Annotated in this window: 12 protein-coding genes; all 12 read left to right on the top strand. The window is 58.2% G+C overall.

Features of this window, described 5'->3' with window-relative positions; all coding sequences use genetic code 11:
- The first annotated feature begins 15 nt into the window (after nt 1-15).
- The 12 genes from DXD48_RS07170 (at nt 16) to DXD48_RS10105 (ending at nt 13,256) form a co-directional block, all read left to right on the top strand.
- Nucleotides 16-816 carry a sugar transferase gene (locus DXD48_RS07170; RefSeq protein ID WP_199407920.1) on the top strand — a complete coding sequence of 267 codons (801 nt, stop codon included), beginning with the start codon at nt 16-18 and terminating at the stop codon, nt 814-816.
- Nucleotides 817-819: 3 nt separating this feature from the next.
- Entirely contained in the window at nt 820-1,737 is a 918-nt protein-coding gene (locus DXD48_RS07165) for a glycosyltransferase family 2 protein (protein WP_117564578.1), read from the top strand.
- Nucleotides 1,738-1,780: 43 nt separating this feature from the next.
- On the top strand, nt 1,781-3,052 hold the full coding sequence (locus DXD48_RS07160; protein WP_267489784.1) for a nucleotide sugar dehydrogenase: 1,272 nt from the start codon (nt 1,781-1,783) through the stop codon (nt 3,050-3,052).
- A gap of 148 nt (nt 3,053-3,200) precedes the next feature.
- Nucleotides 3,201-4,349 carry a glycosyltransferase gene (locus tag DXD48_RS07155; protein ID WP_147324157.1) on the top strand — a complete coding sequence of 383 codons (1,149 nt, stop codon included), beginning with the start codon at nt 3,201-3,203 and terminating at the stop codon, nt 4,347-4,349.
- Nucleotides 4,346-5,296 (top strand): D-glucuronyl C5-epimerase family protein, encoded by a 951-nt coding sequence (locus tag DXD48_RS07150; protein WP_117564576.1) that lies wholly within the window; start codon nt 4,346-4,348, stop codon nt 5,294-5,296. The genes DXD48_RS07155 and DXD48_RS07150 overlap by 4 nt, the downstream gene beginning before the upstream one ends.
- Nucleotides 5,293-6,396, top strand: coding sequence for a glycosyltransferase family 1 protein (locus DXD48_RS07145; protein ID WP_117564575.1), 1,104 nt, complete (start codon nt 5,293-5,295; stop codon nt 6,394-6,396). Before DXD48_RS07150 ends, DXD48_RS07145 begins: the two co-directional genes overlap by 4 nt.
- Nucleotides 6,393-7,481 carry an EpsG family protein gene (locus DXD48_RS07140; RefSeq protein WP_117564574.1) on the top strand — a complete coding sequence of 363 codons (1,089 nt, stop codon included), beginning with the start codon at nt 6,393-6,395 and terminating at the stop codon, nt 7,479-7,481. Before DXD48_RS07145 ends, DXD48_RS07140 begins: the two co-directional genes overlap by 4 nt.
- 143 nt (nt 7,482-7,624) lie before the next feature.
- Nucleotides 7,625-8,572: an ATP-grasp fold amidoligase family protein gene (locus DXD48_RS07135; protein ID WP_117564573.1), complete on the top strand. Its 948-nt coding sequence runs from the start codon at nt 7,625-7,627 to the stop codon at nt 8,570-8,572.
- 84 nt (nt 8,573-8,656) lie between these two features.
- Entirely contained in the window at nt 8,657-10,123 is a 1,467-nt protein-coding gene (locus DXD48_RS07130; RefSeq protein WP_117564572.1) for a lipopolysaccharide biosynthesis protein, read from the top strand.
- 66 nt (nt 10,124-10,189) lie between these two features.
- On the top strand, nt 10,190-11,230 hold the full coding sequence (locus DXD48_RS07125; protein WP_117564571.1) for an NAD-dependent epimerase/dehydratase family protein: 1,041 nt from the start codon (nt 10,190-10,192) through the stop codon (nt 11,228-11,230).
- Nucleotides 11,231-11,382: 152 nt separating this feature from the next.
- A complete protein-coding gene (locus tag DXD48_RS07120; RefSeq protein WP_117564570.1) occupies nt 11,383-11,754 on the top strand; it encodes a serine O-acetyltransferase in 372 nt (123 codons plus the stop codon).
- Between the two features lie 365 nt (nt 11,755-12,119).
- On the top strand, nt 12,120-13,256 hold the full coding sequence (locus DXD48_RS10105) for a hypothetical protein (RefSeq protein WP_158548954.1): 1,137 nt from the start codon (nt 12,120-12,122) through the stop codon (nt 13,254-13,256).
- The last annotated feature ends 79 nt before the right edge of the window (nt 13,257-13,335 follow it).

Here is a 13,335-nt window from a genome sequence, read left to right as displayed (position 1 = left end):
AACGAAATTTTTATTGTGACTACTAAAGAAGTAACAGAGGATAATGCGCCCGTGGGCGCGGCGCTCATTGCTCAGGCCATGGACCGGCGCGAGAGCGCGGCGGGCGCCGGTGCCGGATCCGCTGCAAGCACGGGCACGATGAGCCTCCCAGGCTCGCCCGAGTTTGCCGCAGAGTCCCGCGCGCTCGACACGAGGTCGCTTGGCTACCGCTTCGTCAAGCGCACCTTCGACATCGCGTTCAGCGCGTGCGTCTGCGTCGTGGGGCTCATCCCTGGCGCGGTGCTCTGTGCGTTCATTGCGGCCGATACCAAGGGCGCACCCATCTACGCTCACGAGCGCGCGGGGCGCTTCGGTCGCCCCATCCGCGTGCTCAAGTTCCGCTCCATGGTCGCCGACGCCAACGACGTGGAGAAGTACCTCAGCCCCGAGCAGATCGAGGAGTGGCACCGCGAGCGGAAGGTCACAAACGATCCCCGCATCACCAAGCTAGGCCGCGTCCTGCGCAAGACTTCCCTGGACGAGCTGCCCCAGTTCTTCAACGTGCTCGCGGGCCAGCTCTCCGTCATCGGCCCTCGCGCCATCACCTACGAGGAGCTCGGGAACTTTACGCACGAGCAACAGGTGCAGGTGCTTGCCGTCCCGCAGGGCATTACCGGTGCCTGGCAGTCGGGCCCGCGCAACCTCGCGACCTTCGAGAACGGCCTGCGCCAGGAGTTCGAGCTTGCCTACGCGAAGGGTGCCAGCCTCAAGGCAGACTGGAAGGTCTTCTTCAAGACCTTTGGCGTCATGTTCGGCAAGAAGAAGACGGGGAGGTAGCGCATGAGTGCTGACAAACCCCTCGTCTCGATCGTGGTGCCGACCTACAAGCGCTCTGACAGGATTCGCGTGGCCCTGGACTCAATCGCCGCGCAGGACTACGGCGCGGAGAACATCGAACTGATTGTAGTGAGCGACAATCGGCCGGAGTGGCCGGAAAGCGCCGAGACTGACGCGGCGGTCGCCCCCTATGCCGCGAGCCTTCCGCACTTTAGGCTGCTGCACACCTCCGGCCAGACCGGCGGCGGGGCGGCGCGCAACTACGCCTGCCGCCAGGCGACGGGCGAGTACCTCACGTTCCTCGACGATGACGACGAGTTCCTGCCTGACAAGGTGTCCACCCAGGTCGCCTTCATGCAGGAAAACTCCCTCGACATGAGCTGGCAGGATGTCTCGTGGTATGACGAACGTGGCCGGCTTGTGGAGCACCGCAGGCTCGACCATTGCGAGGACTTCTCCACCGAGGGTCTGCTGCGCGCGCACCTCCTAACGCCGATAAGCCCAACGGCCATCTATATGCTCAGGCGCGACCTGTTCGACCGCACTGAGGGTTTCGGCGAGGTGGCGACCGGCCAAGACTGGTGGCTGATGCTGCGCTGCATAGAGGCTGGCGCCCACATGGGCTACATGCCCGAGGTGCACGTGAGGCAGTACCTCCATTCCGGCGAGAGGCTCTCGCTTGGCAAGAACAAGGTAAACGGCGAGGTCGCAAGGCACGAGGTGGTGCGCGGCTACTACCCGCGCCTCAGCAAGAAGGATGTGCGCTACATCGAATTTCGCCACAACGCCGTGCTCGCCTTCGCTATGAAGCGCAGCAACCAGCCAGGCCAGGCTGTGATTTACGCCTTAAAGGCCATTGCCTCATCGCCCGCCGCCTGCGTCTCTGAGGCGCTGAAGTTCTTCGGCAAGGCGAAATCCTAACTATTTCATATGTGTGCCTGCTCTTAACGAAAGGTTGAATGATATGTCCGAAAAAATGAAGATAGCAGTCGCCGGCACCGGCTATGTGGGGCTCTCGTTGGCCGTTCTGCTCTCGCAGCACAACGAGGTGCGCGCGCTCGACATCGTCTCTGAGAAGGTAGAGAAGATTAACGCTTTTCAGTCGCCCATCCAGGACGACGAGATTGAGCTCTTCCTGGCCGAGGCTAAGGCGGGCACGAGGAAGCTCGACCTGCATGCAACCGTGGACGTCGCCGAGGCCTATACAGGCGCGGATTTCGCCATCGTGGCCACGCCAACGAACTACGACTCGGACCGCAACTTTTTCGACACCTCGTCTGTTGAAGCCGCAATTTCGGCAATCCGCTCGGTGAACCCGACGGCCTGGATTGTCATCAAGTCGACCATCCCTGTGGGTTACACTTCGTCGCTTCGCGAGACGCTTGGCGACAGCCGCATCATCTTCAGCCCCGAGTTCCTTCGAGAGAGCAAGGCGCTCTACGATAATTTGCACCCTAGCCGCATCGTTGTGGGCGCGCCCAAGGACGACGAGGAAGCTGTGAAGGCCGCAAAGACGTTTGCTGGGCTGCTCGCCCAAGGCGTCGGCCCCGCCGAGCTTGAGCGCACCAACCCTGATGGCACGACGGGCATCCCGCAGCTCGTTCTTGGTACCACCGAGGCGGAGGCCGTGAAGCTGTTCGCCAACACCTACCTGGCACTTCGCGTGGCGTACTTCAATGAGCTGGACACTTACTGCGAGATGAGGGGACTCAACACCAAGGACGTCATCGATGGCGTGTGCCTAGAGCCCCGCATTGGCTCCCACTACAACAACCCCTCCTTCGGCTACGGCGGCTACTGCCTGCCCAAGGACACCAAGCAGTTGCTGGCCAACTATAAGGACGTGCCTCAGAACCTTATCGAGGCCATCGTCGATGCCAACCGCACTCGCAAGGACTACATTGCAGACGAGGTACTGCAACTGCTGTGGGACAAGGTATACGAAGGCAAGGAGAAGCCCGTGGCGGGCGTGTACCGCCTGACCATGAAGTCGAACTCCGACAATTTCCGCGCCAGTTCCATCCAGGGCGTTATGAAGCGCGTGAAGGCCAAGGGAGTGCCGGTCGTTGTCTACGAGCCAACGCTGGACGCGCCGGAATTCTTCGGTTCCGAGGTGACGCATGACCTTGAGAGGTTCAAGGCCGAGTGCGACGTGATCATTGCCAACCGGTGGAGCGACGATCTGGCCGATGTTGCCGGCAAGGTGTATACCCGCGACCTATTCAAGAGGGATTAGTATTTGTGGCGATTACTGCTGATAAAAAAAGAGACGGCTGCTCCTTCTGACGAGGAGGTTCCCCTTTAACCGCGGCGAGGTCGCCGCTGAGTCCTATCTCGAGAACGAGATAGGCGTTCTTTCGACCTATTTCGACGAGGTGCTCGCCGTGGGGACCGAGGCGCAGCCGGGTGACGCGCCCACCTGCGCGCTGCCGGGCAATGTGACGCCCCTGGCCTTGGGTTGCGGTAATACCTCCAAGGACAAGGCTTTGCTTGCAGTCAAAGGGATCGCGTTTCCCCTTTTGGGCGGTGCGGACGTTCGTGAGGCCTATGCCACAGAATCCGTTCATGGAATCGGAAAGCGCGTGTTTCGGGGCTACTTTGCCGCGAGGGCGAAGGCAAAGGCGGACGTGCTTGCGGAGGAACTGGTCCGCTTTGGCTTTGAGCCCACGCACATATACAGCTTTTGGCTTTACGACACCGCTTTGGTCGCTGCTTGGCTGACCGGCACGTACCCATGTGCACGCGCCGTTGCGCGTGCACATGGGTACGATCTGTATGCAGATCGTACCGATGTGCATTATTTGCCCTTCCGGGGATACCTCCTATCCAAGCTTTCCGGAGTGCTTCCCTGCTCGAAAGACGGGGAGGAATACATAAACGCGAACTGGCCGGGCCATGAGGGCAAGGTGACGACCTCCTATCTCGGAACGCGGGAGATGCCAGACAAGTCCGGCGAGCCGTTGACCTGCCCGTTGCGGGTCGTCTCGTGCTCGCGTATTGTCGACGTTAAGCGCGTGCCTCTTCTTGCTAAGGCTGTCACCCTTCTTGATGCCGAAGGGCTTCGCGTCGAATGGACCCATTACGGCGACGGCCCACAGCTCGAGGAGGCGAGGGCCGCCTGCTCGTTGCTGACGCACTCCACCGCGAAGTTCGCGGGGGCTTTGCCGAACGACGCGCTTTTGGGGGAGTACGCAGCGAAGCATTTCGACGTCTTCGTGAACGTCTCGTCAAGCGAGGGCCTGCCGCTTTCGATCATGGAGGCCTGCGGATTCGGCATTCCCGTCATCGCCACGGACGTTGGCGGAACCCACGAGATAGTAAGCGATGGCGTCAACGGCTTTCTCCTACCTAGTGACTGTGGACCGGAAGATGTCGCCGCGGCCATAAAGCGATTCGTCTTTTTGGGCAAGGCCGAAGGGTCTTCTATGAGGCGCGCTGCAAGGGCCGTTTGGGAGAGGGACTTCCGTTTGGAGGCCAACGTGGAGGGGCTTGTGCGCTCGCTCGGAGTCGATTACAGAAACGAAGGTGAATGATGGGCCAGATTGCGCAGAAGATGACCATGCTCAAAAGGTGGAGCAAAATGCTCACTGGCAAGACGGCTGTGGCCGTAGAGCAGAGCTTGGGCAGGGCCTATAATGTCGGACAGTTGTCCGGGTACTACAACGATTTGACCGGCAAGGTCACTGGCAGTACTCTGCTCGACGAGGGCGGTGTCCCTGTTAGCGTCATCGCCGGTGGGGCGCGGGTGCATTTCCCCATCGCCATTTTCCAATACGGTTTGGGCTGTTGCGACTTGAGCATTCTCAGGTCGGATGAAGTTGAGCGCTTTCTCGACGCACTAAGGGTATGCTCGGATTGGGCGATCGGCGCCCAGCGGGATGACGGCTCTTGGGACGCATTTGGTCCGATAGGCAGCGCTAAGTACTCCGTCTCCTCGATGGCCCAAGGCGAGGGGTGCTCGATGCTGCTGAGGGCCCATGCGGCTTTCGGGGACGAGTGCTATAGAGTTGCGGCGCTGAAAGCTGCCGAGTTCATGCTTATCGACATGGACAATGGCGGCGTGTCGTCGCATGACGGGGGAGAACTGTTCCTGGAGGAGTACCCTCAACGCCCCAGGCGCAGTGTCATGAACGGTTGGGTGTTTAGCCTTTTCGGTCTCTATGACGCATCGTTGGTCGACGCGCGCTTCGCCGGGCCATTCAAGCACTCTGCGGAGACGTTGGCTTGCCATTTGGATGACTACGACGCCGGCTTCTGGTCTTATTACGACATGGAAAAGCATATCGCCTCTCCCGCCTACCATCATCTACATATAGCGCAGCTCCGCGCAATGGCGGATCTTTCAGGCGACGCAAGGTTCGCGGTGAAGGCCGAGGTATACGAGCGCTATCAGGAATCTCCGGCCAACCGCAGGAAGGCGATTGCTAAAAAGGCGCTGCAGAAGCTGATCGAGAAATCCGATGCGGTGATCGTCCAATGAAGAAGGCCCTCTATATCGTGACCTCGATGGACACCGGCGGGGCCGAGACGGTATTCATGAAGTATTACCGGGCTTTGGACAAGTCGCGCTATCAGCTCGACTTCTGTGTGTCGTCCGACGTGCCGGGCTTTTACGACGCCGAAATCGAGTCGATGGGCGGCAGAATTGTGCACACAGTCAAGAAGACCGAGGCCGGGCCGGTCGCATCGTTCAAGCGGCTCATGCAGATAGCCCGGGACGGCGGTTATTGCTGTGCTGTCAGGTCGTCTCAGCACAGCCTTTCCTGTCTTGATTTGCTCGCCATGAGATTCGGAGGCGTGTCCAGAACCATATTCAGGTCAAGCAACACGGGTACAGTTTCGAACAGCAAAAAGGAGACCCTGCTGCACAATCTTTTCAAGCCCCTTGTCAGGGTTGCGGCGACCGACTTCGCCGCCCCGTCTACCGAGGCGGGCGTCTACATGTTCGGCAAGGCGGGGGTATCGGGGCCGCGTTTCCATCTCATGAAGAACGCGCTCAACCTCGAGGACTACGCCTATGACGCTTCGACACGGGACGATGTTAAGCGCGAACTGGGCGTTCCTGCCGAGTCCTATGTCGTCGGGCACGTCGGGAGGTTCAGTGAGCAGAAGAACCACCTCTTCCTTGTCGATGTTTTTGCTGAAATCGCCCGGAGAAGGCCAGACGCCGTCCTCATTCTCGTCGGCAAAGGCGAGACACGCACGGCCGTTGAGAGGCGCGTTGCCGAGCTCGGATTGACCGATAGGGTGGTGTTTGCCGGGGTTAGGAGCGATGTCCGCCGTCTCTATTCGGCTATGGACGTCTTCATCTTCCCCTCTGTCTACGAAGGCCTGCCGAACGTCGTCGTCGAGGCGCAGGCAAACGGACTCCCTTGCGTGATTAGCGACTCCATCACGCGGGAGGTTGGCATTTGCGAGAACGTCGTTTACAAAAGTCTGGGCGACGCTCTGGACGAATGGGCCGACGCCGCGCTCTCCGCGGATCGCATAGGGTCAAGCGCCAGTGCGAGGGATTTGAAAGGCTCGGGCTATGAAATCAATTCGGAGCTTCCCGGTTTCGTGAGGCTGGTATTCGGATGAACTTTATCGAAACATCGCTTTTCTACTTTCTTGTCGTTTTGCTTTCAGCGGCGCTTGCGCGCATGTCGGAAAACGGCAAGAGTAAGGCTGGGCTGGTCGCTGCCGTGGTTCTTCTTACCGCCATCGGGGGCTTGAGGTCGTATGCGGTTGGGCAGGATACCCTGGGTTATAAAGAGGGAATCGAGTACTTCTACGCGTATGGGACCACGATGTGGAACCATACGTTCAGCGTTCCGTACGGTGTCTTCACAAGTGCGGTGCTCCATATCTGTAACAATTACTCGTTCTTGCTCGTCGTCGAGTCGCTGATCACCAACGCCTTTTTTGCTTTCAGGCTTTGGGATTTTAGACGAACGGCATCGCTCTCGTTTGCGATGTTCGTCTATACGGCAACGGTGTTCCCGCTGTCTATGTGTCTGACGTGCCAGATGATTGCAGTCTCGCTGGTTTTCTACGCAACCAGGTTTTTAGAACAGAATAAGCCGTTGCTTTTTTGCGCTTGGTGGGCTGTTGGCGCTCTTTTGCACGCGTCCGCCCTGATAGGGGTCCTATTCCTCATCTACTACCTATTTTCCAACAAAAGCAAGAGCCGATCGCAGTTCGCCGCGAAGATGCTTGCATCGGTTGCCCTGCTGTTCCTGGCAGCTTATGCGGGCTCTAAGCTCGTCGACCGGTATGCGCGTTACTCCGTGAACGAATCGAGCATCGGGTTGATGGTTTTTGCGCAGGCGACCGTCCTCGCGATCGCATATTTCGTCAGCCGCGAAACTGCGAATGTTGCCCCGGTTGAGAGCGACGGAACGTCGCGGCTCAAAGCCAACCGGATGCCGCTCGTGTTTTACGCTTTAGGCATTTTGGCTTCGGCGTCCTCTTATGTGATTGCCAACGCCGGCCGCATAGCCTATTACTTCACCGTATTAGGCCCTGTGATTTTCGGAGGCTTCGTGAAGGACGCTCGGAAAATAAAAGCCCGTTTTTGTCTTGGCTGTTTTCTAGTTGTCTGGTTCCTTTTCTACGCCTTTTATGCCTATCTGCTTCATACCGGGCTTGGTATCGAGTCTTATTCGTTCGTCTGGATGGGGTAAATAGTGCCCGAAACCGTTTCGGGCATATACGAGCAAAGTCTACGTTGGTGGTTTGCATACGCCCAGGGCTTGTTCCATGTGTAGCGCAGAGAATTAAAAAGTAAAACGCTTTGTTTAAGCTCGGACTTAAGGAAATTGTATATATGGAAAGCAAAATTAAAAAATACCTAAGTGACCCGTGGATGGCCTACTGTGCCTTTACGTCGAAGGGTCTAACGAAATGGGTTTCCGACAGGACGCACCTTCGATTGATGCATCGCGCCAAGTTGGGCATGTGGCCTAGCATAGACTCGCCGGTGACCTTCACTGAGAAGATGCAGTGGCTGAAGCTTAACGATCACAACCCTGCGTACACGACCATGGTCGACAAGTACCGCGCTAAGGACCTCATTGCCTCGCGTGTGGGCTCCGAGCACGTGGTCAAGACGTTGGGCGCCTGGAATTCCGCTGATGACATCGATGTGAGTGGGCTACCGGAGAAGTTCGTACTCAAAACGAACCACGACTGCGGCGGCGTGCTCATCTGCACTGACAAGGGACACTTCGATCTCAACAGTGCCAAGGACTTTTTTCGGGGTCATTTGAAGCAGAATTATTTTTACGGGTGCAGGGAATGGCCTTACAAGAACGTGAAGCCCGTCGTGTTCGCCGAGGAGTTCTTGGAGAGCGAGGGCGATAATGCCCGTGATGAAGACGATAACTGGGAAGGCATCGACGAGTTCGACTTCTTCTGCTTTGACGGGGAACCCCGGCTGATTTCTTATTGTCACGGGGACAAGAACGATTCTGAGAAGAGGTACAACGATTTCTACGACACTGAGTGGAATCTGCTGCCTTTGGCGATGGGATACGCGAGTTCCGAAGAGACGATCCCTGCCCCGGAGCAGCTCAGCGAGATGCTCGAGCTATCAAGGAAACTGAGTGACGGTGTACCTTTCTTGAGGGTCGACCTCTTCATCTGCAAGGGGCGCGTTCTCGTCGGCGAGCTGACTTTCTACCCGTGGGGCGGGTTTACGCCTTTCAGCCCCGCTGAGGCGGAGAGGACGTTGGGGCAAATGGTTTCTTTGCCCCAACGTGAAAACGAGGAATGATGGCAAACGAAAGCTGCATTCAGTGCGTGCGCATGGATAATCAGCCAGTAAGCGCGCTCCGGCGTTTCTTCATGGAGGTTTAGTATGTCCGACACAAAAGACCTCCGGGCGAGGTCGGCAAGCGCGGCAAAGTGGTCTCTGGCAACCGAGATTATCGCCAAAATCATCTCGCCTATCTCGCAGCTCGTCTTAGCGAGGCTGCTGGCGCCAGAGGCGTTTGGCATGGTGGCGACCGTCACCATGGTAGTGAGCTTTGCCGACATGTTCGCGGACGCCGGGTTCCAGAAGTACCTGGTGCAACACAGCTTCCGAGACAAAAAAGACCTGCATGCCAACGCTAACGTGGCCTTTTGGACGAACTTCGGCATATCGGTGGTCCTGTGGTGTCTCATTGCCATATTCAACGATCCGGTGGCCACCTTCGTGGGCAATCCGTCGCTGGGCTTTCCCTTGGCCGTGGCCTGCCTCTCTCTCCCGTTGACGTCGTTTTCGAGCATTCAGATGGCGTTGTTCCACCGTAATCTCGATTTCAAGTCGCTTATGCCGGTGAGACTGACGTCGACCTTACTTAACTTCGGCTCGACGCTTGTACTGGCGTTTATGGGATTTGGTTACTGGTCGCTTATCGTTGGCACTTTGGCGGCGAATATTGTAAATGCAGTGGGGCTGACTCTGCTGTCTGAGTGGAAGCCGCGTTTTTTCTACTCCTTCAACATGCTGAAGGCTATGTTCTCATTCAGCGGATGGACGCTTTTGGAGTCGTTCACCATATGGCTTTCCTCTTGGGCGGGCACCTTTATCGTGGGGCATTTCCTGGGTGCGGCTGAGTTGGGATATTACAAGACGCCAGTCACCTTTGTGAGCGGGTGCTTCGGGATTATCACGAACGCTACGACGCCCATCTTGTTCTCGTCACTTTCGCGCCTTCAGTTTGATCGGGAAGAATACGTTGCTTATCTGCGACGCTTCCAGTTCATGGTGGCATTGTTCCTGTTGCCGTTGTCTGCGGGTATCTTCGTATTCCGCGAGCCTTTGGTGGCCCTGTTGCTCGGCGATCAGTGGGGCGAGGCGACGCTCATGTTCGGGTTGTATGGGCTGGTGCAGGGGCCGATGGTGCTGCTCTCATACTACAGCAGCGAGATGTATCGCTCTCTTGGTAAACCGCGCGTGTCTACGCTTGTGCAGGTGATGTACCTCGTGTTGATGACGCCGCTTATGACCGTGGCGGCTATGCAAGGGTTCGATGCCGTCGTGTGGGCTGATGCGGGATTGAGAATCCTTTTGATTGCTATCAACCAAGTGGTCACATATTTCGTGGTTGGCCTTTCGTTTGGGCGCACTATGTTGTCGCTCAAGGAGCCCATTTTCTGCACATCGATGATGTGCGCATTTGCATGGGTGACGTATGGACTCGCATCTAGCAACTGGCTTGGCGTCGGGTTGGACATTGTAGGGTGCGTCGTTGTCTATTTCGCGATTTGCTTTGCTTTGCCCAAGAGTAGGAGGGTGCTGCTGAAGCTGGTCAAGGGCGGCGGCTTTAAAACGTTTTGAGGTCTGTAATTAACTTGTTGGGAGTTCCATCTCGGGACTTCCTTAAAACGAAAGAGTGGGGTATATATGCAGGATAGAAAAGTCCTCGTCACTGGCGCCGCCGGCTTCATCGGGGCGTTTCTGGTGAAGCGGCTGCTCGAAACCACCGACGACGCGATCATCGGTCTGGACAACGTGAACAGCTACTACGACCCTGGCATCAAGGAGGCTCGCCTGCGAATGCTGGCGGAGGTGGACAAGGCGGGGCGTTTCGCCTTCGTGCGCGGCGACCTGTGCGATGCCGCGTTGATAGAGCGCCTGTTCGCTGAGAACGGCTTCGACGTTGTGGTGAACTTGGCCGCCCAGGCGGGTGTGCGGTATTCCATTGAGAACCCGAGGGCTTACATCGACTCGAACCTGATTGGATTCTTTAACATTTTGGAAGGATGCCGTCATCACCCGGTGAAGCACCTGGTGTACGCGAGTTCGAGTTCGGTTTATGGCGGCAACGAGAAGGTTCCCTTCAGCGAGGAGGACCGCGTAGACTCCCCCGTGAGTTTGTATGCTGCCACCAAGAAGAGCAATGAACTCATGGCCGCGGCCTACTCCAAGCTCTACTCCATCCCGGCCACGGGTCTGCGCTTCTTTACGGTGTACGGGCCCATGGGAAGGCCCGACATGGCGTACTTCGGCTTCACCGAGAAGTTGCGTCGTGGCGATACGATTAAGATTTTCAACATGGGCGATTGTAAGCGCGACTTTACGTACGTGGACGATATTGTGGAGGGCGTGCGCAGGGTCATGGACGGCGCTCCTGAGGTCAAGATCGGTGCTGATGGTTTGCCAATTGCCGCTCATCGCGTGTATAACATCGGCAATTCGAATCCCGAGAACCTGCTGGACTTCGTGGACACCCTGCAGCGTGTGCTGGTTGAGGAGGGCGTGCTCCCCGCCGATTACGATTTCGAGGCGCATAAGCAGCTCGTTCCTATGCAGCCTGGTGACGTGCCTGTAACCTATGCGGATACTGGCGCCTTGGAGCGCGATTTTGGTTACAAACCCGCAACGCCGCTCGAGGACGGTCTTCGTGAATTCGCGAAGTGGTATCGCGAGTTCTACGGGAATTAGCTGGGTGATAGCAATGTCGAATGTATACAGCAGTGACCGTATTCGCTTTGGGGGGGGGGTCTATTCTCTCAAACCATGCTTTGAGGTTTGTTTGGCTACTTCGAAAGTGCCAGAATTCGCACAATCCTTTATGGCATCTTTTTCGAAAGAGGATGGCTTGCAAATATGGTCTCGAGATCGCGCCTGCCACCTCGATTGGCGAAGGCTTGTATCTGGGTCACGCTTTTGGCATTACGGTAAACCCGAATGCCGTTATCGGTCGCAACTGCAATATGCACAAAGGTGTGACAATTGGTCGGGAAAACCGCGGCAAACGAAAAGGTGCGCCTGTTCTTGGCGATTGCGTTTGGCTTGGTGTCAACTCAACTATTGTTGGTGGCGTTCGTTTAGGCAACGACGTTCTCGTTGCACCGAACACTTATGTTAACTGCGACGTACCAAGCCATTCGATTGTGATTGGGCACCCATGCAAAATCATTTCTCGAGATGGGGCAACAGACGAATATATAAACAACAGGGTCTGAATAATAAAATCGGTTTTACATGTCTTATCCAGGATAGAGGGGGGGGATCGTCTTCGCTAATTACAGCGAGTTAGCGACTCAGTGAGCTTTGGCGCGCTCTGATGCGAGCGGAAGGTGAAGCAAACTGGAACGGGTAGTAGATTCACAGAAGCTATATGCAACGTGAGTGTCAAAGATAGCGCGTCTTAACGCATAACCCTGCATTCCTCCTTTCACCGACTGGCAAAACGATTTACACCTAATTGTCGACATTACCCACGCGATTTATCTTTGCCCCCGCATCGATCTCGCTAAACTAATAACTGTCGCTACCAGGGCATTTTCTGGTGCACATTCTATTGGCTCCTGCGAAGATCGGAGCGGGTATGTTTGCCGCCGAGTCCCACGCCAGCCGTCATCACATCGCGATCGCTGCCATGGCCTGCCTATGCGTTTTGCTGGGCGGGCCTTCCTATGCCGCGGGCGCGGAGAGCCTGTTCATCGCGGGCGCGACGTACTGCGAGCCGGGCGTGTCGGGCCCCGGCTGGGCCTGGACCGATGCCGGCCACCTGGAGCTTGACGGCTACGCGGGCGACGCCATCGGCGCCGACGGCGACCTGGTCGTGACGCTTGCCGGGCGCAACTCGGTGACCGAGTCGCATGCGCCCGATGCGGACATCGCGCAGTGCGGCATGGAGGTGTGGGGCAGCCTGACGCTTCGCGGCACCGGGTCCCTGGCGGCATCGGGCTCGCAGTGCGCGATCCACGTCTCGCGGGCGCTCGCGGTGGACGGCTGCGCCGTCGATGCCCGGGCGGACGGGGCCGGCGTCACGGACGAGGCCGTGGCCGGCGTGATCGCCGCCCGCATGGCCGTGCGCGGCGGCGGGCGCGTCGTCGCCGCCGGTGCCGCGCCCGCCGCCGGCGTGCAGGCTTTTGGCGTGTACCTGCAGGACGCGGGCGCAGGCGACGATTCGGCCGGGCGCGGGCTTTCCGTCGATACCTCGCGGCTCGATGCGACCGGTGCCGACGGCGGCGTCGCATGCGCGGGCGGGTCGCTCGTGTCCGCGCGGTTCGTGGCGCCTGCGGGCGGGGCCTTCGGTGCCGGCGGCGCGGTGGATGCCTCCGGGTCCATGGCGCCGCATGTGGTGATTGAGCCCCAGGGCGCCACGGCGCCGGCGGGGGAGACCGACGGGCGCGAGGAGCCCGGTGGCGCGGGCGAGCCGGCCGGTGGTGCCGGTCCTGCCGTTGGGCGGCCCGGCGCCGGGTCCGCGACGGATCCCGTCCTTAAGCCCGCGACCGCGACGCCCAAGACGACCACGACAACCAAAACGACAGTGGTCAAGACCGCGGCGTCCGCGCCATCCAGGGCCAAGACCGCCAGCGCTGCCACCGTCACGCTCCCCAGGACAGCCGACAGCAACTGGATCGCCGCCTCCTTGGCGCTACTCCTGCTGGGAACAGCGCTTGTGTTTGTTAACGTCGTGATTGCGGTTCTAGGTAGGCCAAAGCGTAAAGGCGATTGATCGAACTGCCATACACTTCTAGGTAGGGGCAATTGCAACGTGTATGACGCATAGCAGGGGCGCGCCGGCAAACGCCGGC

The organism is Collinsella sp. TM05-37, assembly GCF_003436455.1.
GTDB lineage: Bacteria > Actinomycetota > Coriobacteriia > Coriobacteriales > Coriobacteriaceae > Collinsella.
This window is presented reverse-complemented; position numbering and strand designations above follow the sequence as displayed.